At 40.9% G+C, this 22,273-nt stretch carries 21 protein-coding genes and 1 pseudogene; 11 read left to right on the top strand and 11 right to left on the bottom strand.

What is annotated here, in order from left to right; translation table 11 throughout:
* Window positions 1-6: 6 nt before the first annotated feature.
* Window positions 7-1,371, bottom strand: a complete 1,365-nt coding sequence (locus F947_RS11540; RefSeq protein ID WP_026438322.1) for a COG3014 family protein — start codon at window positions 1,369-1,371, stop codon at window positions 7-9.
* Between the two features lie 619 nt (window positions 1,372-1,990).
* Between F947_RS11540 and F947_RS11535 the strand changes: the two genes are divergently transcribed.
* From F947_RS11535 to F947_RS11525, 3 genes are all read left to right on the top strand, one after another.
* Window positions 1,991-2,545 (top strand): YqgE/AlgH family protein, encoded by a 555-nt coding sequence (locus F947_RS11535; RefSeq protein WP_004975844.1) that lies wholly within the window; start codon window positions 1,991-1,993, stop codon window positions 2,543-2,545.
* A complete protein-coding gene (gene ruvX / locus F947_RS11530) occupies window positions 2,538-2,981 on the top strand; it encodes a Holliday junction resolvase RuvX (RefSeq protein WP_004975842.1) in 444 nt (147 codons plus the stop codon). Before F947_RS11535 ends, ruvX begins: the two co-directional genes overlap by 8 nt.
* Before the next feature lie 150 nt (window positions 2,982-3,131).
* Window positions 3,132-3,914: an IclR family transcriptional regulator gene (locus F947_RS11525; protein ID WP_004975841.1), complete on the top strand. Its 783-nt coding sequence runs from the start codon at window positions 3,132-3,134 to the stop codon at window positions 3,912-3,914.
* 89 nt (window positions 3,915-4,003) lie between these two features.
* Here F947_RS11525 and F947_RS11520 read toward each other — a convergent pair whose 3' ends face one another.
* On the bottom strand, window positions 4,004-4,621 hold the full coding sequence (locus F947_RS11520; protein ID WP_004975838.1) for an alpha-ketoglutarate-dependent dioxygenase AlkB family protein: 618 nt from the start codon (window positions 4,619-4,621) through the stop codon (window positions 4,004-4,006).
* A gap of 142 nt (window positions 4,622-4,763) precedes the next feature.
* Here F947_RS11520 and F947_RS11515 point away from each other — a divergent pair, with 142 nt between their 5' ends.
* Entirely contained in the window at window positions 4,764-6,566 is a 1,803-nt protein-coding gene (locus F947_RS11515; RefSeq protein WP_004975837.1) for an ABC transporter ATP-binding protein, read from the top strand.
* 49 nt (window positions 6,567-6,615) lie between these two features.
* On the opposite strand, the gene pgsA is transcribed toward F947_RS11515, so the two are convergent.
* From pgsA to uvrC, 3 genes and pseudogenes are all read right to left on the bottom strand, one after another.
* A complete protein-coding gene (gene pgsA / locus F947_RS11510; protein ID WP_004975835.1) occupies window positions 6,616-7,203 on the bottom strand; it encodes a CDP-diacylglycerol--glycerol-3-phosphate 3-phosphatidyltransferase in 588 nt (195 codons plus the stop codon).
* 105 nt (window positions 7,204-7,308) lie between these two features.
* Window positions 7,309-8,103, bottom strand: a pseudogene (locus F947_RS11505) (thioesterase family protein).
* Window positions 8,104-8,327: 224 nt separating this feature from the next.
* Entirely contained in the window at window positions 8,328-10,127 is a 1,800-nt protein-coding gene (gene uvrC, locus F947_RS11500; protein WP_004975832.1) for an excinuclease ABC subunit UvrC, read from the bottom strand.
* 185 nt (window positions 10,128-10,312) lie between these two features.
* On the opposite strand from uvrC, the gene F947_RS11495 reads away from it, so the two are divergent.
* Window positions 10,313-11,377: an AAA family ATPase gene (locus F947_RS11495; protein ID WP_004975830.1), complete on the top strand. Its 1,065-nt coding sequence runs from the start codon at window positions 10,313-10,315 to the stop codon at window positions 11,375-11,377.
* A gap of 372 nt (window positions 11,378-11,749) precedes the next feature.
* On the opposite strand, the gene F947_RS11490 is transcribed toward F947_RS11495, so the two are convergent.
* Window positions 11,750-12,166: a PH domain-containing protein gene (locus F947_RS11490; protein ID WP_004975829.1), complete on the bottom strand. Its 417-nt coding sequence runs from the start codon at window positions 12,164-12,166 to the stop codon at window positions 11,750-11,752.
* Between the two features lie 114 nt (window positions 12,167-12,280).
* Window positions 12,281-13,195 carry a lipid A hydroxylase LpxO gene (lpxO, locus tag F947_RS11485; RefSeq protein ID WP_004975827.1) on the bottom strand — a complete coding sequence of 305 codons (915 nt, stop codon included), beginning with the start codon at window positions 13,193-13,195 and terminating at the stop codon, window positions 12,281-12,283.
* Between the two features lie 485 nt (window positions 13,196-13,680).
* Between lpxO and fadB the strand changes: the two genes are divergently transcribed.
* Both fadB and fadA read left to right on the top strand, forming a co-directional pair.
* Window positions 13,681-15,834 carry a fatty acid oxidation complex subunit alpha FadB gene (gene fadB / locus F947_RS11480; RefSeq protein ID WP_004975825.1) on the top strand — a complete coding sequence of 718 codons (2,154 nt, stop codon included), beginning with the start codon at window positions 13,681-13,683 and terminating at the stop codon, window positions 15,832-15,834.
* A gap of 12 nt (window positions 15,835-15,846) precedes the next feature.
* Window positions 15,847-17,019, top strand: coding sequence for an acetyl-CoA C-acyltransferase FadA (fadA, locus tag F947_RS11475; RefSeq protein WP_004975824.1), 1,173 nt, complete (start codon window positions 15,847-15,849; stop codon window positions 17,017-17,019).
* A 145-nt stretch (window positions 17,020-17,164) separates the two neighbouring features.
* Here the strand turns inward: fadA and F947_RS11470 are convergent, their stop codons facing one another.
* The 3 genes from F947_RS11470 to F947_RS11465 all read right to left on the bottom strand — a co-directional run bounded on the left by F947_RS11470 (window position 17,165) and on the right by F947_RS11465 (window position 18,295).
* Window positions 17,165-17,437, bottom strand: a complete 273-nt coding sequence (locus tag F947_RS11470) for a hypothetical protein (protein ID WP_004975814.1) — start codon at window positions 17,435-17,437, stop codon at window positions 17,165-17,167.
* Window positions 17,438-17,545: 108 nt separating this feature from the next.
* Complete coding sequence (locus F947_RS14925; protein ID WP_267283332.1) at window positions 17,546-17,668, bottom strand: hypothetical protein; 123 nt, start codon at window positions 17,666-17,668, stop codon at window positions 17,546-17,548.
* A gap of 36 nt (window positions 17,669-17,704) precedes the next feature.
* Window positions 17,705-18,295: a hypothetical protein gene (locus tag F947_RS11465; RefSeq protein ID WP_004975811.1), complete on the bottom strand. Its 591-nt coding sequence runs from the start codon at window positions 18,293-18,295 to the stop codon at window positions 17,705-17,707.
* 253 nt (window positions 18,296-18,548) lie between these two features.
* On the opposite strand from F947_RS11465, the gene F947_RS11460 reads away from it, so the two are divergent.
* On the top strand, window positions 18,549-19,250 hold the full coding sequence (locus F947_RS11460) for a DsbA family oxidoreductase (protein WP_004975810.1): 702 nt from the start codon (window positions 18,549-18,551) through the stop codon (window positions 19,248-19,250).
* Between the two features lie 171 nt (window positions 19,251-19,421).
* Here the strand turns inward: F947_RS11460 and F947_RS11455 are convergent, their stop codons facing one another.
* Window positions 19,422-19,622 (bottom strand): dodecin family protein, encoded by a 201-nt coding sequence (locus F947_RS11455; protein ID WP_004975809.1) that lies wholly within the window; start codon window positions 19,620-19,622, stop codon window positions 19,422-19,424.
* A gap of 374 nt (window positions 19,623-19,996) precedes the next feature.
* Here F947_RS11455 and F947_RS14760 point away from each other — a divergent pair, with 374 nt between their 5' ends.
* From F947_RS14760 to F947_RS11445, 3 genes are all read left to right on the top strand, one after another.
* Window positions 19,997-20,161 (top strand): hypothetical protein, encoded by a 165-nt coding sequence (locus tag F947_RS14760; protein WP_004975808.1) that lies wholly within the window; start codon window positions 19,997-19,999, stop codon window positions 20,159-20,161.
* A gap of 328 nt (window positions 20,162-20,489) precedes the next feature.
* Window positions 20,490-20,669, top strand: a complete 180-nt coding sequence (locus tag F947_RS11450; RefSeq protein ID WP_004975807.1) for a hypothetical protein — start codon at window positions 20,490-20,492, stop codon at window positions 20,667-20,669.
* Window positions 20,670-20,679: 10 nt separating this feature from the next.
* On the top strand, window positions 20,680-22,200 hold the full coding sequence (locus tag F947_RS11445) for a hypothetical protein (protein ID WP_004975806.1): 1,521 nt from the start codon (window positions 20,680-20,682) through the stop codon (window positions 22,198-22,200).
* The last annotated feature ends 73 nt before the right edge of the window (window positions 22,201-22,273 follow it).

The raw sequence follows: 22,273 nt of genomic DNA, 5'->3' as shown, positions 1-22,273 counted from the left end.
TCAATATTATTGGCGTGGAATACTACTTACACTTGCTGTAATTTTGTCATTTACATGATGTGCATAAACAAATACTGTCTCATTGGCTTTTACATCCAACTTCACAGAGGAGCTTGACAAATTACCTGACGATAACTGTAAGTTGTGTGTCCCTGGTGTTAAGTTCAGACGTGCAATTTGCGTATTACTTGGCAAAGTTGTCCAAGCTCGTAAATCTGCTCGCTCGGTTGCCATATTGAGCACGTTACCTGCCAATTGCCCTAAAACACCAAATTGGTTACCAAGCTCTTTTTGAGCAGCATATTTGGCTGTGGCACGAATCACTTGGGTTGTTAAAGTTCCAACGACTTTTTCTTTTAAGTCTTTGACAGCCAATGCACCAATATCACTAATCACATAACTGTCTTGCAAAACTCGATTATTCAGCTTCACTTTCAGGCTTTTAGGTGCAACATAAGTGCTAGGTTCATAAGTTGCAAAAGCAATGTTGATAATGCCGCCCGGAGTCGGAATATCTAACTTATTTTCAACTTTCTGTGGAACGATACCTTGTTCAATAAATACAATAACAGGCACACTACTATTACTTTGTTTTGCAACCAATTGATCTAAACGCTTTACATCTTTAGCAATCTGCTCATCAGGCTGTAACTCATAAGCTTTTTTGTAATCCACCAAAGCATCGTTATATTCGCCTAAGGTTTCCCACAAGTTAGCAGCCATGTAAAAAGCATAAGCATTTTGATAAGTATTCTTAATCTTGCCCGCAATTGGATCTAAGCCAACAAATGCCTCATCTAAAACATGCAATGCGGCATTTGAAGATGCATTTGCTTTTGTATTTTTCTCTTTTTTCTTTTCAAACTCAGCCTGATGCGCCAGTTCAATTTCACGCTGAATACCCTGTGCAACACGCATTTCTACAGCAGCAGCCTCAAGGTTTTTTAGAAAAATATAATTTTTGGCTTGAGAAATATGTGCCAATACCTGTTCATGAGGTGGCACCAAATAAGGCACCACCGAATCATTACTCACCATAGAAAGTGCTTTAAATCCGACCCGACTCAGACTAATTTTTGCACGACTTTTTTGTTTATCTAGCAATTCAAAAGCCTGCTTATAATGATTCAAACTTTCTTCATACTGATGATTGACTTGTAATAAACGTGCCTGCTCCAGTAAATATAGTACGCCGTCTTTTGAATCTACTTTATCTTTAAATTTAGCAGCTAAATCTTCAGATAAATGATTATTCAAATGACTGCGAAACAAATTACCTTCTTCATTATAAGTTCCAAAAATTGCTGCTTGAGAAAAAACTGAAGCTGAAAAAACAGCAGCAAACAAACTTCCCTTTATTAAATAATTCATATTAAACCATCAAAAAAAGCTATAAAAGATGAAAATTTCACCATCTTACAAACAATTATTTTTTGTTTCAATATGTATTTTATGTATATTTATTGAAACATATCAAGCTGTAAAAAACACAAATTTTACATAAAAGCACAAAACTTATAAAAGCAACAAACAAATTTATAGATTTTTTATATAAAAAAATCACTATTCATTAGACAAACTTAATATTTAATAAAAGAGAATATAAATGCAATAAAACCGCCTATTTTGCAATTAAAAAACAGAAATCACATTAGTTAAAATTAAAAGTAGATTAAAAAATATACACAAAAAATTTAAACAAACCCTTATCACAAAGATAATAAAGCAATCAATTATTATGTTTCTATATCTTCAACTTTGTAACTAAATAGATAAATTTAATGACATCATTTTTTCTAAATTTTAAATTTATTCTTTTATTTATACTTTGTCTCACTTTTACCAAAGCAAAGTTGTCATCACAGTGGTTTTATGGGATAAGTACAGCTAAGAAATGTATATTTGTATGATTTGGCTGTAACTCGTTTACGTTTCCAAGTAGGTTTACAGTTCTGTTTGCCACCACCTCAGATTAAGGAGAATTGCTTAGGTGACTAAACAATATCTGACGCATCGCTGTCTCATAGCCCCGCCCGATATGAATGATGAGTTTTTTGCAAACACCGTCATCTATTTGGCACGTCATGATGAAGACGGTGCGCAAGGCATTATTATCAACCGTCCATCGGGTATCCAAATCAAAGAATTACTCAATGATTTAGATATAGACGCAGATAATGTGCATCCTCACGAAGTTCTACAAGGTGGTCCATTACGACCTGAGGCAGGTTTTGTTTTACACACAGGGCAGCCAACTTGGCATTCATCTATCGCTGTTGGTGAAAATGTCTGTATCACCACCTCTAAAGATATTTTAGATGCAATTGCCCACAATGAAGGCGTTGGACGCTACCAAATTGCCTTAGGCTATGCCAGCTGGGGCAAACAACAACTCGAACAGGAAATTGCTCGGGGCGATTGGCTGATTTGCGAATCCGACATGGACTTAATTTTTAATTTACCTTATGACGATCGTTGGGATGCCGCTTATCGTAAAATGGGCGTAGATCCAACATGGTTATCTTCCGAGATTGGTCATGCTTGAAACAACACAAGCCCAAACCATTATGGCATTTGACTTCGGTACGCAAAAAATGGGCATGGCTGTGGGGCAGGCACTAATTGAAAGTGCGACCCCACTCGCCCTCTTCCCCATGAAAGATGGCATTCCACAATGGGAAAACTTGCTGAAAATCATCAAGCAACATCAGCCACAATTATTTCTAGTGGGCTTACCTTTAAATATGGATGATAGCGAGTCGGAACTGTCTACCCGTGCACGTAAGTTTGCCAGACGCTTACGCCATCAAAGCAATATCAACACCCTAATGGTCGATGAACGCCTAACCACACGTGAAGCACGTGATGAGCTTGATCATTATCAAGCCCAAGGGCGTGGCAAAAAGCTCGCAGCCGACAGTCTTGCCGCAGCACTATTGATTGAAAGCTGGTATCGTGAGCCTCACGGCATTCAGCCTTAAATCCTGTTTCTGAATAGATAACAACGACAAACGAAAGAATTGGGATATTGATCGTTAGAATGCCTAAGATCATCTTTAAAAAGTCTATTGGTCTGGCGATTTTTTGATATAAAGTGACACCATCCTTTTGGTGTGAATGGGTAAATCCGCATGGCACTGTCTAGCTTTGGCAAGATTCTCACAGTCTTAGACTTATTTTCAACCGCACGTCCTGTCATTAATGTAGATACCATTAGTGAGGAACTTGGTTTATCTAAGCCTACCAGTTACCGCTATTTAAAAGAGTTGGTTTCAGCAGAGTTGTTGCAGCGCATGAGTGGCACATCGGGAGATTACACCCTTGGGCCAAAAATTGCGGTATTGGATTTTATCTCTCGCACGACCGATCCATTGGTCACCATCAGTATTCCGTTTATGAAAAAAATTGCGGAACGTACTGAATTTTGCTGTTTGCTGACCCAACTCAATCAAGATTCCTGCATTGATGTGCATCACGAAATCTTTAAAGATACACCTTTGCTGTCTTATGGTCGCGGCTGCCCACGTCCTGTTTATGTCGGCTCATCGCCAAAAATTATTATGGCACATCTGCCTAAAGCTAAAATTTTAGACTATTACCAACGTTTTTCTAACGAATTGGCACAAGTCAATTTTGCACAAGATGAAGATGACTTTTTGCAGCAAATGCGCAAAATCAAAAAACAAGGCTATTATTTTTCTAACGGCGAACTCGATGCAGAAATTGCAGGCTTATCTGTACCGATTCGTTTTTCATCTAAAGATGCACCTTATGCATTGACGCTGCTGGCATCTAAAAACCGTTTTGAATTTGTCAATTTGCAAAAACTGATTGAAATTTTGCAGGACAATGCAGAACAAATTGAAAAACAGGTGGAAGTACTGAATACCAGTTTTAGTATAGAACTCACTTAAAGATTTAGGTTGTTGATACCTTAAAGCACTGAATTTAAATACAATTAAAATTTATTCCTGAATAAGGATTTAGAGTGCTAAATCAAGTTTTATTCAATAGCCGTGTGAAAATAGCGAAAGGTCAGATTAATTCTGGGTTGTATAATTTTATTGGACTTCATTAAGGCATGTTTCCAATAGTGTTGTGTCGTGCCACGCATGACCAACAACTGACCGCTGTGCAACAGTAGCTCAACCTTGTTGGCGCGGTGTTTATGCTGAAAACAAAATTTACGGGTTGCCCCCAAACTCAAAGATGCAATGACAGCGTGTCTGCCTAAATTCGGCTCATCATCACTGTGCCAACCCAAGCCCTGCGTACCATCTTGATATAAATTGGCCAAACATGAATTAAAGGGATGCCCGACCCATTGTTCAATTTGCTGTTTCAATCGCCACAAAGCAGGCTGCCATAGCAGTGCCTGCTTAACTGCTCCCGAATAACGATATTGATACTGCTCATCGCCATACCATACCACTTGGCGCTGTGTCCGATAATACTGACCAAAGAGCAGACCTTCATCAGGCTGCCATGCCAAATGTTGCAGAAAATACTGCAAATAACGCTCACTATGCTCCGCACTCAGCACCAAACCATAGTCCTGCACAATGCCGTCATAAGGCAGTACGTTGTCACAACGCTCAGGTGCAAACAATTCTAGATTCATGGTCATTCCTATGCTGAATAGCTTATTGTTTAATCTAAAACAAGGATCAGGACTGCTCACAAAATGACACAGCTTTTTGGCTTGTGAGTCGTGAAGTTCATCCTTAGACTTAAAATCATCGTTCTTATAACAATAATAGCTTATGAATTTATGGCATTTATTTCAAAAATTGCGTCCCTTCGTTCGACCTTATCAGCTCTTGGTGATTGCTACCTTAGTTTTAACGCTCATCGGCTCATTAACAGCTCAAGTCAATGCACTAACTTTACAATACGCTGTTGACCGTATTAACGCCTTAATTGAGGCAGGACAAGGTCTGTCTGCAGGCTGGCACATTTTAATCACCATTTCAGCCATTTTGCTGGGTAAAGAAATCATCAATGCCTTTGTGCAGTTTGGACAGAAGTTTTATGGTGAAAAACTACGCATTTTTGTGTCACAAGATTTGGCACAGGGCATTATTGAGAAATTTTTGCGTTATCGACTGGCCTTTTTTAATCAGGACAACAACCAAGCAGGTAAATTACAAACACGTATAGATCGTGGCATTGGTTCGCTCACCCGCTTAGTGCAAATTTTCTTTATTGATATTTTGCCACTCTTTACCAGTGCAATTGTGGCTTTGGGCTTAATGTATTATGCCAATTTTTATGTGGGCTTGGTCGCGACACTCATTGTGCCTATTTATTTTTGGCTGACCTATCAGCAGGCACAAAAACTAGGAAGCTGGCGACGTAATTTACGTGATGGACGTGAGAAAAAAAGCCAAGGGATTCTCAGCATCATCAACTCAATTACCGTGATTAAATCATTTAACAGAGAAAGCATCGAAGCAGAAAAACAACTCACCCTGCAGAAAAAACTGACCCACAATCAAATGCAGACCCGCCAAACCAGTTTTTTATTTGATGGTTTAAAAAGCTTTATTGAACAAATTGGCGTGGTGCTGATTATTATTTTAACTGCTTATTTTGTGTTAGATAGACAAATGAGCATCGGCATGATCATGTATCACGTGTTGCTGTTTGGCAATGTTTCTGCCCCAATTCGCTCATTGCATCGTATTTATGATGAAGTCAATGATGCAATGATCTATTCAGAAAGCTTCTTTCAAATTTTGGAAGCCGAGCATGAAATTGAGCCAAGTGGTACGCTTAAACCAGTTATTCGAGGGCAGTTTGATCTGCAACAGGTAAACTTTTTTTATCCGAATGGACATCATGCACTCAAAGACATTCAAATGCAGATTCAGCCCAATAAAATTACCGCATTGGTGGGATTGTCGGGAGCAGGAAAATCTACCCTGATCAGTTTATTAGATAAATTCTATGAACCACAACAGGGAAAAATTCAGCTCGATGGGATTGATATTAACCACATCGACACTCAATATTTGCGTGACCATATCGGCTTGGTTTTGCAAAAAAATCATATTTTCCAAGGCTCTATTTTTGAAAATATTCGTTATGGCAAAACTGATGCAAGCTTGGAAGATGTGATTCTGGCAGCCCAAAAAGCCTCTATTCACGAACAAATTTTGCAATTGCCTCAGGCTTATGACGCAGATGCCCTCATGCTTTCAGGCGGTCAACAACAACGGATTGCCCTTGCACGTATGTTCCTGAAAAATCCACCTATTATTTTTTTAGATGAACCGACTGCTAGTCTGGATGCCATTGCAACCGAACAAATCAAACAAAGCCTCGATGAAATTAAACAAGGGCGTACAGTCATCATCATTTCACATAGCTTATCGCAAATTATTGATGCCGATTACACCTATGTCATGAAAGATGGCAGGATTGCGGAACATGGCGAACATGATGCGCTTTATCATCAAAATGGGGTTTATAAAGAAATTTTTGATGCGATGGCAAAAAGTTTAAATATTGAAAAAATTGCCAAAACTTATGAGGATGATGCCGAGGAAGAAACCCATAGTTAATCAAAAAGTGCTTCAATCAGAAGCACTTTTTAATGAAGAATCACGATATTTAAGGTTGTTTCAAATATGGCCATGCCGCTTTTAAATAAATAAACATCGACCAAAGCGTTAGAATTACAGCAGTATAGAGCAACAAATAAGCCACCATTTCCAATGGTTGCCAGTTCAATAAGAACACTGAAATCGCAATCATTTGGAATGCTGTTTTATATTTCCCCACTGTAGACACCGCCACACTGGTACGTGCGCCGAGTTCAGCCATCCACTCTCGTAAGGCAGATACGGTAATTTCACGGGAAATAATTACAATCGCGGCAAAAGCCATAGAAATAGTCGGTTGCCATTGCACTAAAACAATCAATGCCGCAGCGACCATAAGTTTATCGGCCACAGGGTCTAAAAAGCGCCCAAATGCAGAGGTCTGATTCAAAGTACGTGCCAAATAGCCATCAAACCAGTCGGTCACAGCAGCAATCACAAAAATAGACGTCAAAATAATATGACGCGTCATGCCACCATCATAACCATTTACGCCCATTGCAGGCGGCCAATACGCCACCAACAAAAAAACAGGAATCAAGGCGATTCGAGCCAAAGTTAATATATTTGGAATGTTCAGGATACGACCTGTTGTCATAGACACCGCCAATGTTTCCCCTCTTTACGCTGCATATTCACAAGTTTTTTGAGGATTTGTCATCGTGAATAGGCTTCACTTTATACGAAATGCTAGTAGGTGTCACTAGGCAAACACGGTGATGGTCTGTCGGGCAATCGCTATTAGCCGATCCTGATCATCCCATAAGTGCGCATATTCTGTGGCATAACCACCGCTAGCATGATCGGTAAAAACTTTATATTTCATCTAATCTTGCAGCTGATTTTGCAAAGGATTGACATAGGTCACATGCCAAGTCAGTGAACTGGCAGGAGCGAGCTGCTCAAACATCGGCAGTACTCCAGGCGGCCACATATCAAAAGCCACCATCAAATCGGCAATGGTCATGGCACGATTCGTATGCTGTTTTGGGTTAAAACGCATCCAGCCTGCAAAATCAGGTTTATGACTAGCAGTAAACGGATATTGTCCTTCAGACCAAACCAAATCCATCTGCTGAAAACATTCAGGTGCTAAAGGATGATGCTGTGTAACAGGCAATTCCGTTGCAGGTGGAAAATTGGGCGCAGTACGTTCTTGTTGCACCACAATGCTGGATTCACGTGCCGCACCAAAACTGGCAATTAAAATGCTTTGTACTGCATCATCCTGCCATAAACGAACTTCGACACTGGTCACAGATTTGCCTTCACGCAGAATTTCCGCCGTGAGCCGTGCCCGACCTTGTTGCACAGGTCCGACAAACGTGACACTGCTGCTTAGCAAGCGCTTTTTCGGATCGGCAATACAAAGCTGGGCTTTTTGCATCATCAAACCTGCCACCAATCCACCATAAATAGTGCGCCCCTGTAACCACCCAAGCGGGATGTCTATCCATTCTTGCTCGGCAATGGCTTGATAGGTCTGTAGCAACGACATAGCTTTTCCTTAAACAATGTTGTGGTTGATATTACAGGGTTTCGATCTGATGTGAATGTTCAATGACGACAGAGTCAATGCACTTTTTTGCTATTTACCTTTGTAGAAAATACTGCTTTTTATGCAGTAAATAGGGTCTGTTGACAATTCGTCTATGTTTGCGACGTGAGAGATATATCTCGCAAGATTTTTAGCTAATATAAGGCATGAGGCAGGAAATTTAGTCATTCATGCAGCACTTTATAAATCGTACGCGCCATTACTTCACCCAGTCCGGGTACTAAAGTCAACTCTTTTTCAGAAGCTTTCAGGACACCTTGTATGCCACCAAAATGGGTGAGTAAATCACGACGACGTTTTGGCCCTAAGCCCGGAATCACTTCAAGTATTGATGAGCCACGTTTTTTATCGCGCTTGGCACGGTGCTTGGTAATTGCAAATCGGTGTGCTTCATCACGTACCTGCTGAATCAAATGCAGCGCCTTATGATCTTCAGGCAGCTGAATTTTGCTGCCATCGGTAAAATGTAGCGTTTCTAGACCAGGTTTGCGTCCTTCGCCTTTGGACACCCCAATCATAAAGGCATCCAATCCTAACTCCTGCATGACCTCCATCGCCATATTCAACTGCCCTTTACCGCCATCAATCAGCAATAAATCGGGCAGCATGGCTTTTTTATAACGGCGCGTTAAAGCTTGGCGCATGGCAGCATAGTCATCTCCAGCCTGAATATCCTGAATTGAAAATTGTCGATAATCACGTTTGCGAATACCACCACTGTCAAATACCACGCAAGATGCCACAGTGTCTTCGCCCATAGTGTGCGAAATATCAAAACATTCAATCCGATCAATCGGGCGTCCAACCACTTGCTCTAACTGATGAAAACGCTCATTTAATTCAAAGTGATTGGCGAGTTTACCTTTAATGGCATGCTGCACATTCATTTGTGCCAATTCTTGCCACTCGGCACGGGTTTCACGCACTTTATGTTTAATTTGAATTTTTTTATCGAAGTGTTGCTGTAAGGCTTGTTCCAACTCTTTGCAATCTGCCACTTCCACATTAACAATCAATTCCGCTGGAATTTCATCGGCCACCTGAAAGTAAAAGTTGGCAATAAAATCGGCCAACATTTGCCCCAAATCATCGCCCAACATATCAGGAAAATAGCTTTTACCGCCCAGCATTTTGCCATTGCGCACATGCATAATTTGCACACAGGTCACACCTGCCTGATAAGCTATTGCGATAATATCGGCTTCGCCTTTGAGTTTATAAATGGCTTGCTGTGCCTGCACATCACGCAACAAAGCCATACGGTCACGGTAAAAGACTGCTTTTTCAAATTCCAACGCTTCGGCTGCAGCTTCCATTTTAGCAATCAATTGCTGATTCAGTTCTTTACTATCGCCCTGTAAAAATCGAATCGAATTATTAACATCTTCTTTATATTCTTCGGGCGAAATCAATCCTACACACGGTGCCGAACAGCGTTTGATCTGATATTGCAAACACGGACGCTGCCGTTGAGCAAAATAACTGTTTTCACACTGCCGCACATTAAACAGTTTTTGTAACACCACCAAAGTATCGCGGGCATTGTACGCACTCGGATAAGGCCCAAAAAACTTGCCTATCTGATGCTTGCCTTTGCCGCGTCCACTGGCAATACGCGGATAAGGCTGATCTGCCGACACAAAAATATAAACATAGGACTTATCATCGCGCAGCATAATATTGTACGGTGGACGATGCAGCTTAATCAGATTTTGTTCAAGCAATAACGCTTCAGTTTCGGAACGCACCACCAAAGTTTCAATATCATAAATACGCGCCACTAAAGCCTGCGTTTTAGGATGCTCGATGGTTTTGACAAAATAACTCGACACTCGGTTTTTTAAATTTTTGGCTTTGCCGACATATAACAACTCCCCGTCTTTACCCAACATACGGTAAACCCCTGGCAATTGGGTCATATTTGCCAAAATTTTCTCGATATGCTCACCTGCGTTTGGGTTCACGAGTCATCCTATTGTTGCTGCATTCTTTACATGATGTGCTGCTTTATCTGATTTTTTCAAGCTTTATCCTGTGGCATAGCGCATGATCTATCCACTAAAACGATCAGCTCAGTGCTAAAAACGATCAGTCGGCAACACAAGATTTGCTATGCTCAGGCATCTTGTCAGCAGAAGGAAAGTGCAGGATGACGACCGCACCACACGGCATACCGACCATTCAATCCGCAACGTCCCAGCCGATCAGTACACATCAGTATGTATCCGCCAAAGACCGTTTGATTGGCAAGCCGCGCTTTCATTTTGAACCTACACAAGTCATGCAATTGTTACGTCAACGGATTATTGGACAAGATGCAGCGCTGAATGAAATCGAAAAAATGCTGTATGTGGTCAAGGCCGATTTCTCCAGCACAGAGCGACCACTTTCAGTGACTTTAATGCTTGGCCCGACAGGTGTTGGCAAGACCGAAACGGTGCGCCTGATTGCCGAAGCCATTTATGGTCGCCCCGATGCCTTCTGCCGCATTGATATGAATACCTTGGCGCAGGAACACTATGCGGCTGCACTCACAGGCGCGCCTCCTGGCTATGTCGGCTCTAAAGAAGGCCATAGTTTATTTGATGAAACTGCGATTGCAGGTTCGCACACCCGCCCAGGCATTATGCTGTTTGATGAACTGGAAAAAGCCTCAAGCGAAGTGATACGTGGCTTAATGAATGTGCTAGATACAGGCAAACTGACCCTGACTGCAGGCACCAAAACCATCGACTTTCGCAATTGCATGATTTTTATGACCAGCAATGTGGGTACTCAAGCCGCACAACAATACTTAGATAAATTGAATCTGTTGCCGCAAAAAGTACAACAACTGTGCTTAAAACGCATGCCCACACAACGGATCATTGAAAAAGTCATGCAGCGTAAATTTGACCCTGAATTTTTAAATCGGATTGACCGTAGTTTGCATTATCAAGCGGTATCTGCTGATGCCCTGCCGCAATTGGTTGAAATTGAATTGGAAAAGTTAAACCATCGCCTGCAGCATCAACAGCGCCAAGTCGAACTCACTGCAGCAGCTAAAGCCTATTTTTATCAGGGGCATGATATTCGTTACGGCGCGCGGCATTTGGGGCGTAAAATTCGTACTGAACTTGAACCCATTTTAGCTTTATATTTTTTAAAGTATCCTGAAAAATCGGAAATATGTGTAGATTGCAGTGCAAATCAATTGCACCTCAAAATAGAATAAGCCCGCGACTTATGCTGCGTGAATCTTGAGAATGCCGCTCTGCTCATCCTCAAAGTTTTGATGCTTATTTTTGCTTAAAAAGCCTAGGGTCTGTTGACAATTCGTCTATGTTTGCGACGTGAGAGATATATCTCGCAAGGTTTTTTAGCTGATATAAGGCATGAGGCAGGAAATTTAGTCATTCTAAATGACTGACTCATAACGCAATAGCAGCAAAAAATATGCTCGTCCTGAAAGGCTGTGGCTAAAACTTTCTCAGATTGCGTTATGAAACTTGGCAATAGTCTCGCTATTCCCTGCGTTTCATGCCTGATCTGCTCAGTTTTAGCCTACAGCGCAAGCCATTTATGAAATGTCAACAGACCCTAGGGATTAGTCGGTAATTTCCATTCCCAAGGCTTGACTAAATTTGGTCTGATCTTTAGGTGAAACCAATACAAATTTTGGCTGCCCCGCTTGAAGATAATCAATTTTTAAACGCTTCAGCGACAAAGCAGGTGACGCTACCGAATTATTGGTTTTAGATATTTTTTGAATACTGTCGCGTGGAATATCCCATTTTAAAAACATGCAACGGATCTGCAAGCGTTCTGCATCGACCTGATAGCGCGTATTGAACACAGGCCACCACAACACAAAAATGGTAATGAAATACACCCCTGTGTGCACAGGAAATGCTGGCATCGTGCCTTTGGCGTACATGGTCAGCAATAACTGAATCAATAGACCAGACATACAAATCACAAAAGCCAAAACCCACCAATCTTTTTTAGAACGAAACGTTTGCATAAAAATTCCCCTATTTACTTCATTCTATACATAAAAGTAGGTCTGGATTAAAGCTCGTTGCTGAAATTGCTCAAAAATGTCATAAAAAAACGCCCCGAAAGGCGTTGTGATACTCTAAAACACATAAGGGCGAATAAAAATTAAGAAGAAAATCCCGAGCATTAAAAACCATTTTAAGAAATAGTACACACGACTATTTTTAGCTTTTAAAGCCTTGGCTTTTAAACGCACTTGATAGACATAGCCAAAGACTTTATTTAAGCCACCCGTCTGATCGCCTGCTTCATTCGGAGAGCTTGCTGCGGTCATCACATTTTTGCCAAACCAGTGATTAAACTTTTGCATCCAGAGTGATTTTAACGGACGCTCGACATCGGCAAAGAAAATAATACGGTTTTGAGAAGTGCCATTTTCAGCATAGTGAATATAGGTTTCATCAAACACCACACTTTCACCATCACGCCATGAATAACGCTCCCCATCGACATCAATAAAACAACGGTCATCATTTGGTGTCATCAATCCCAAGTGGTAACGCAATGAACCTGCATACGGGTCACGATGACGCACTAAACGACTGTCGGGCGCTAGTTCAGTAAACATCGCCGCCTTAATGCTAGGCAAAGTTTTTAATAATGCTGTGGTTTTTGGACATAATTCTGCGGCAGATGGATGCGCGGAGTCATACCATTTTAAATAAAAACGCTTCCAGCCTGTTTTAAAGAATGAGTTAAATCCCAAATCATCGTAGCTACTTGAAGCTTTAATACCACCCTGTTCATACAAAGCTTTGGCTTCATCACGAATCATTTCCCAATTGTCATCCAAAACCTTTAAATCTTGAAAGTGCTGGGTGTCGATATAAGGTTGATTCGGCACTTTAGAAAATAAGTACATTAAATAGTTGATCGGTGCGAGAATGGTAGAATGGTCAAAAAACTGACGATAAAAACTATGACGCACCTTGCCGCGCTGTTGAATATACAACGCTGAAGCGATAAAAATCGCCAAAATAACCCACTTCAACATAGAACAACCCAAATTGCTGAAAACAGCTGAAATTCAAAAATGGCGCATATTCTACTCAATTTCAGCGCATGAGGTCATAGCAGAAAATAGAACACAGCATTGCAAATCGCTATCCCCCCTATCCAGCTTCACGCTTTAAAACATCACCATCCAAACGATGGATTGACTTTTCTGCCCAAAACAACCCACTGATAACATCTATTTATCAAGCTTTTCTAAATCATAAAACAATACAACCCGATTAAAAATAAAAGAGAAAACAATCACTTTCATCTTGCTTTAAAAATAGGATTTTAAAATCAGGTCAAAAAGCAATTCCGTGCTATGAGAAAAATCATGACCCTTGCGTCACGGCTTGATACAACTTGCTATATTTTTTTTCGATATAGTTATCGTAAGATTAGCGAGGCATATATGTGTGCAGGACTATCGCACACGCTTCATAACATCAACTTAGAAGTCCTCCAAAATAAAGGAGATCAGGCATGATCCACGCTGGCAATGCCATTACCGTCCAAATGCTTTCGGACGGAATTGCAGAATTCCGCTTTGACTTACAAGGTGAGTCGGTCAACAAATTTAACCGTGCAACGATTGAAGACTTTAAAGCTGCGATTGAGGCTGTTAAAGCAAACAATGAAGTGAAAGGTTTAATCGTCACTTCTGCAAAATCAACCTTTATCGTGGGTGCAGACATCACCGAATTTGGCGCAAACTTCGCTCAAGGCGAACAAGCTATTGTGGATTGGGCATTGCCTGTTCACGACATCTTCAATGCTTTTGAAGATTTAGAAATTCCTAAAGTTGCTGCAATCAATGGTATGGCATTGGGCGGTGGCTTTGAAATGTGTTTGGTATGTGACTACCGTGTCATGTCAAACCAAGCACAGGTGGGCTTACCAGAAATCAAACTCGGTATTTTCCCAGGCTTTGGTGGTACGGTTCGTTTAAGCCGCGTTATTGGTATCGACAATGCGGTTGAATGGATGGCAATGGCTAACCCTAAACGTCCTGATGCTGCACTTAAAGACGGTGCTGTAGATGCTGTAGTTGCTGCAGATCAATTACAAGCGGCTGCGCTTGATTTGGTTAAACAAGCCATTGCAGGTCGTTTAGACTGGAAAGCAAAACGCCAAGAAAAATTAGACCCAGTGAAATTGAACCCACTTGAACAAATGATGGCGTTCAACACTGCAAAAGGTGCGGTATTAGCGAAAGCGAATCCTGCACAATACCCTGCACCAAAACTCATGCTTGATGCTTTACAAGCAGGTGCAAGCTTGCCACGTAACGATGCACTCAAAGCAGAAGCTGAAGGCTTTGCCAAAGCTGCAGTAACGCCACAAGCAGGCGCGTTGATTGGCTTGTTCATCAACGACCAAGTGGTGAAAAAAACCTCGAAAAAATATGAAAAAGGTGCGCATCCTGTTAACCAAGCGGCTGTACTCGGCGCGGGTATCATGGGTGGCGGTATTGCTTACCAAGCGGCAAGCAAAGGCACACCAATTATCATGAAAGACATTGGCAACCCACAATTGGCATTGGGGATGTCTGAAGCAAACAAATTGCTGACCAAGCAAGTTGAACGTAAAAAAATGACACCTGCCAAAATGGGTGAAACTTTGGCACGTATCCGCCCAACTTTAAGCTATGACGAGTTTAAAGAAGTAGATATCGTGATTGAAGCCGTGACTGAAAATCCGAAAGTCAAAGGTATTGTGTTGGCTGAAACTGAAAAATCAGTACGTGAAAACACCATTATCGCGTCAAACACATCAACCATTTCGATTACACGTTTGGCAGAAAACCTCCAACGTCCAGAAAACTTTGTCGGCATGCACTTCTTTAACCCAGTGCACATGATGCCATTGGTAGAAGTGATTCGTGGTGAAAAAACTTCACCTGAAGCGATTGCGACTACTGTGGTGCTTGCTCAGAAAATGGGTAAAACACCAATCGTAGTGAATGACTGCCCAGGCTTCTTGGTGAACCGCGTATTGTTCCCTTACTTTGGTGCATTCGACTTGTTACTTAAAGATGGCGCAGACTTCCAGCAAGTTGACAAAGTCATGGAAAAATTCGGCTGGCCAATGGGCCCTGCTTACCTGATGGACGTTGTTGGTATCGACACGGGCGTTCACGGTGCAGAAGTCATGGCAGAAGGTTTCCCAGACCGTATGAAGCCAGACTATAAAGGCTCAATCCAAGTCATGTACGAAAACAAACGTCTAGGTCAAAAAAATGACGTTGGTTTCTACAAATATGAATTGGATCGTAAAGGCAAAAAAGCCAAAGTGGTCGACCCAACTGCGTATGAGCTTGTAGCATCTGTCGCAACATCTGAAAAACGCGAATTTGATGCACAAGAAATCATTGACCGTATGATGCTTGCGTTCTGTAACGAAACTGTACGTTGCTTAGAAGACAACATCGTGGCGACACCATCTGAAGCAGATATGGCGATGATTATGGGCGTAGGTTTCCCTCCATTCCGTGGTGGTCCATGCCGTTACATCGACCAAACAGGTGTTGCTGAATATGTTGCGCTTTGCGACAAGTATGCACACTTAGGAAAAGCTTATGAAGCGCCACAAATGTTGCGTGACATGGCTGCTAACAACAAAAAATTCTACGGTTAAGGAGCAACGTGAATGGCTACTTTAAATCCACGTGACGTTGTCATCGTTGATGGCGTACGTTCTGCAATGGGTAAAACCAAAAACGGTATGTTCCGCAATGTACGTGCTGACAGTCTATCGGCTGAATTGGTTCGTGCTTTAGTTGCTCGTAACCAGTTTGATGTCAACGAAGTTGAAGATGTGATCTGGGGCTGTGTTAACCAAACCCTAGAACAAGGTATGAACATTGGTCGTAATATTGCTTTATTGGCTGATCTTCCAAAAACAGTAGCGGGTCAAACTGTAAACCGTCTGTGTGGTTCTTCAATGCAAGCGATCCACACCGCTGCGGCACAAATTGCAACCAATCAGGGTGATATTTTCATCATTGGTGGTGTAGAGCACATGGGCCATGTGGGCATGATGCACGGTATCGACATCAACCCTGCTGCATCGAAGCACTATGCCAAAGCCTCAAACATGATGGGCTTAACTGCTGAAATGTTGGGTCGCATGAACGGTATTTCTCGTGAAGAGCAAGATGCCTTTGGTGTGGAATCACACCGTCGTGCATGGGCTGCAACGCAAGAAGGCCGTTTTAAAAACGAAATCATTGGCATTGAAGGTCATGATGCAAACGGCTTTAAACAACTATGCGACATCGACGAAGTGATTCGTCCAGATGCTAACCTTGAAGCATTCCAAGCTTTACGTCCTGTATTTGATCCGAAAGGCGGTACCGTAACTGCGGCGACATCTTCAGCATTGTCTGATGGTGCTTCTGCGATGTTGCTTATGTCTGCTGAACGTGCACAAGCATTAGGTTTGAAACCACGTGCGGTGATTCGCTCTATGGCCGTTGCAGGCTGTGATGCAGCAATCATGGGTTATGGCCCAGTACCTGCAACGCAAAAAGCACTTAAACGTGCGGGCTTGTCAATTGCAGACATTCAAACCTTTGAATTAAACGAAGCGTTTGCTGCACAAGGTCTATCTGTTCTAAAAGGCTTAGGCATTTATGATCAGCAAGATCGTGTGAACTTGAACGGTGGTGCAATTGCACTCGGTCACCCATTGGGTTGTTCAGGTGCGCGTATCACCACCACGTTGTTGAACGTGATGGAACAACAAGACACGCAAATTGGTCTTGCGACCATGTGTATCGGTCTTGGTCAAGGTATCGCGACAATTATTGAGCGTGTGTAAAAAGTCTTCGTAATAAAAAAATCCTCGCATCATGCGGGGATTTTTTATTTTGTTGTTTTGAGCTGTTCTAATTTTTAAATTTTATTCTTTTGCATTGTTATCTTGAAGACTAGATGGCTGATCAGTTGTGATTTACCTGCACGGCTTAAACCAACAACTCCCCCATCAACCATGTCATATAGCGTTCTTTATCCATAAAGTCTGGGGCGCTGCCTGTATCCAAGCAATAATATTGTTGATTAAATTCAATCACAATTTGTTCAGTCTGATGCCAATCTTCAACCAAACGAAAGTGCTGATTAAAGAAGTAACGGTTCTTGCCCCAATTATTTAAATTTTCGAGTTTCGGGTAGTTTTTATTTTCTAAGAATTGCAAATACAGTTGTTGAATATCATCAAAGACTTGAATGCTGTTCATATTGGACCTGCCTAGCTGAGCAATTAAATCAACAGGCACAGTTTAGGCAAGAGATTTGAACGGCAGATGACATTCTTTTGACAATTTGATGTAAGGATTTGCCAGACCTTACAACTTGCTTTCCAGTGCCCGCTGATGCTGCTGAGTGATCTCTTGCATTTGCGTATTGAGCTGCACCATCTCTTGATATACCGCATTAAATTCTTTCAAGGCTGCATCTTCATAGAACATGAAGGTATTGTTTTTGAGCTCCCATTTATTGTTTTTTTAAATTGCAAACAACACATACGCCTTACCCAAATTTTTCTTTTCCAATTCAAATAATGCGTGTCCTTGGTCATTATGGCGGCTTTCTAGCAAAGATTCTGCTAAATGACGGCGCAAATTATGATTGATTTCAAGATTCTCAATCTGCTCCAAAGCCATCGCTTCATGCTGTTCTAAATGTTCCTGATACAGCTCTACCATGGCACGTACTTGCACCAACATGGCTTCGGTATCGGCATAGTCTTGTTTTTTATCTGCAGCAAGTCGTTGAGGATCTAAAAACTGATCCCAATTCAAGGCTTTTAATTCACGTAAATAGCTATTGCGCGCTTCGGCACTTTGCACCATGTGACTCAAGACAAAACTCGCCATAATTTGATAGTCGCCATCTAAACGATTATCTTTTAAGTCAATTTGAATCGGCTTAGACCAATCCTGTGCCTGTACAAAAATTTGTTCGGCTTTTTCATAAATCACATTTTGATAAGCATGCAATTGAGTGACTTGTTTTTGCTGCTGTTGATATTGATAAAACATCCCGCCAAAAATCAGCAGCGTTGCACATCCTATAATTAGCACTATACGTCGCATGCGTGCCCTCTTATTTTTTAGTATTTGCAATATCTTAGCGTGAAGCCTGTCACATTTGTATAGCATTTTATGCTTATTTTCTAATGCAGCCATTAGAATATAGTGAAATAAATCAATTCATTTATACCTTTATATGATTCTGTATCCATGACGCTATTTGACCAGATGCTCAAAAATAAGTTTAGCATCGCTTTATGCTTTAAATTTTATGTAACATCCCCATCTTAGTAAAAAACAGAATTTGAGATTGTTCATGCGCGTTGATATTTGGTCAGATATTGTTTGCCCGTTTTGCTATATCGGCAAAAAACGTTTAGAGGCTGCTGCTGAAGAAGCAGGTGTAGAATTAGAAGTGCATTGGCACAGTTTTGAACTCGATCCAGATGCGCCACCGCGTCAGGAAGTGTCCAATTCAGAGCGTTTGGCACAAAAATATGGGCGCAGCCTTGCCGAAGTAGAAGACATGCAGCGTAATATTGCCGAAATGGCAAAAGCTGAAGGCATTGACTTTCAATGGGAAAATGCCAATTCAGGCAATACCTTTAATGCCCATCGTTTGGTGCATTTGGCGCAAAGTAAAGGCTTGGGCAGCGAAGCCAAAGAAGCTTTTTTCTATAGCTATATGACTCAAGGTTTGGCAATTGGCGAGCGTGAAACACTAGAAGATGTTGCATCACGTATTGGGCTGAACCCTGTAGAAGTGGATGATGTTTTGGATTCTGACGAATATGCCGACTTTGTAAAATTTGACCAAGAAGTTGCACGTGAACAATTAAACGTCACTGGCGTACCGTTCTTCGTATTTGATCAGCGTATTGCTTTAGCAGGTGCGCAGCCACGCGAAGTTTTTGTGCAAGTTCTGCAAAAAGCCCTTGAAACAGCAAGCGAGCTAGAGCTTGAAGATGCAGCAAGCTGCGATGCAGAACAATGCGATGTGTCTGAACCCAAAGCTTAAGATTGAAATACAGACAAGGCTGAATAGTGTTCTTCCGGCTGATTAGACGCACAAAAAAATCCCATTACGGGATTTTTTGTGCTTTTAAAATGGGTCAAAGTTCCAGCTTTGCCCCGCAACCATGCTTCGGTTAGTTGTCATCTTACTATGCTTCGTTAATGAAGCGAGGTGTTATTCAACCAAGAAGCTGATTTTTAAATTGACCCGATACTCCGTGATTTGATTGTCTTTAACCACCACTTTTTGTTCGTTAATCCACGCCCCTTGGACATTTTTAATTGTTTCTGTCACTTTAGCGATTCCAGTCTGAATCGCGTCTTCAAAACTTTTTGTACTGCTTGAATTAACTTCAACTACTTTTGCAATTGCCATGATTTTCTCACTGTCCTTTATCGTTATTGGAATTCCATCATAGATTAAAAAAACCGCATTTTTAGACTGTTTAACCAATCACAGCCAAAACATTACATGATTTCACACTGTCAAAAACTGTCACCATTCACCCGCATTTCAGACTTATCTAAATACAAATTTTGCAGACATCTCAACCATTTAAGCCTACAAAAAAAACTAGAGCTAAAACTCTAATATATTGTTTTATATTGCTATTTTTAAAATAATTGCCGAAATGATCATTTTGTAAATTTTAAACTTTGTTATGATTCATGTGAATTTTTTATTTCGTTTGATCTCCCTACGATGTCTATTCTTCTGCCTAGACATTAACACTTTGGATGGATATTCCCATGAATATGTTTAAATCTGTTTTGATGGTTTCACTTTTAGCAATTGCTGCAAATGTATCTGCTCAAATTGTGCATGTACCTGATTTTCCAAATCAAAAAGTGAATACAGAATCGGCTGCATCTGAAGCTGTTGTAAATGAACCAACTTCGCAAAAGGCAGCTTAAGTTACGCGTTTTATCCACTAATTTTAGCTGTATTAATCTCTCCCATTTCTCTCCCCAAACAGCAGTCTAAAGCAGGCTGCTGTTTGTTTTTCTAATGCTAAATTTGCTTTAAATCGTCCATGCAACATCTAAAAACTGTGTTCTACCCAATTGCTAATACTTTTTTGGCACTGCGATTTAAATTTTTTTGATTATTTTTCATATAAAAAGCGCATTTTTTGTCAATAATGTCTAAAAAAGCACAAAAGCTGACAATTTTTAGCATGTATTTTTTAATTAAATCCATATAATTAAAGTGATTTTGTTTTCATTGCTATAGCAGATGCCTATGCAACAACTTCAAGCACTTATACAAAGAAAAATTCCACCTCAAGCGATTGAGGTCAGCCATTTAATCGAATTAGCCAAACGCTATCCTCAACCACAATCGGCAGAATATAAATTGATTGAATTGGCTCTGAATATTGTCTTGGCAGATTATTTGGAAAAAGCACAACAACATATTTAAGTATGCATCAATGAATACACTAGAAAAATCACTGTTGATTAAAGAATTACGCGACTTAATTGATGCTTTAACGCATAAAAGACTCAGTCTGTATGAAACAGCCAAAGCCAAAGCACGCATTAAAGAAATTTTTATGCTGTGCGATAAACCGATTTTTCAAAAACAGTTGCTCACATTTAAAGCCTCACAAAATCCAATTCAAACTGCGGTAACTTTTGCAGAACAAAGTTTATATGCACAATCTTTTTGTGGCGTATTTACAGAACCAGAAACACTTGAAACAGTACTTTATCAACAGCCTGAAGCAGGTTGGGCGATTTTGTATCAACCGAGAGCAGGTTGGCAAATTTGGTTAATTCCTGCTGCTGACCGCACTGCTTTACTAAGTGAGTTTCAAGATTTAGAGCAGGTCTATCGCTGGATGTTGGAACAGCAGCAACAATATCACTGCCTTCAAACCGATGCAGAACTCAAGCAAGCTGCTGTGCTAGAAGCTGCTCAAACTGTAACGATAGAAGCAGCACAAACTCAGCCAGTCTTTGTCACTGCAGACTTGGAAGAAAATAAAGCTGTAGATTCGCCAATTCAATTTGAATTCATTACAGACCACATCGCTACAGAAGAAGTTGCCTCGTCTGATACTCAAGTTGTGGACGTGGCTAAAGATGAACTTACAATTGAACCGACAGCAGACCAAACGATCATTTCCAATGCAACATTGGATATAACTCAGCCTGATGCAACGACAATAGATACTGCCCAGATGACGGCTGGCACGCAAAAACCAAGCGTCAACCCAGCTTATAATCTATTGTTAAGCCAATATAGTTGCCCCATTTCTGCGCTCAATCTTAGCCAAAATGAGTCAGCACAGTTGTATCGGGTCTTTTTGCCTGAAGCGCCAGAAGTCACGCAATATGCCGATGTATTGGTGCATTTGTCTGATCCCGAAGAAGATCAGCAACAGGTGTTGGCGCGTGCGGTATATTTGGCAGAACAAACCAATACGCAAGGACGCTTTATTAAATATGTGGTACTGCTTGGCGCATTAGATCAAATGCAAGCGATTCGTTTGACTCAAAACTTTTGCCAACAGTTTGAACATGAAATTGCAGCAATACGTGAAATTTCTTGGGAAAAATTACAAGAACATTTATTTGATTTCGATCAGCTTTTTCAATGCTATAGTCATGATGCTCAAATCGTGTGGCAGCAAGAGCATTATTTTCCTTTCATTCCGATACAGCACATTCAAACTACTAAGTTTATTCAGTTTGAAGAAAGTGAAGCACAGAGTCATACCCCTTTGATTTTACTGAAAGAACGACAAAAAATTCGTGTGATTCATGGTCAAAAGCGCTTACAACTGTCCCGTACTGAACAAGCTATACCGCACATTTTATTAGATCGACAACAAGGTATTAGTTGGCAAATGATTCAAAAAGTCATCTCCCAATTACAGCAACCGATTGATGCTTTGCAGTTATGCCAAGCACTTCAAATGTATCAAGAAAAAGAGGTTTCTGCCTAAAAACTGCCGTTTATATTATGATTTTGTAGCCAAGTCTTGCTTTTACCTCATAGATTTTCAACACTAACAAAAA

The sequence above is a fragment of the Acinetobacter towneri DSM 14962 = CIP 107472 genome (genome assembly GCF_000368785.1).
GTDB lineage: Bacteria > Pseudomonadota > Gammaproteobacteria > Pseudomonadales > Moraxellaceae > Acinetobacter > Acinetobacter towneri.
The sequence above is the reverse complement of the archived record's forward strand: the minus strand, read 5'-3'. Positions and strand labels throughout refer to the sequence as shown.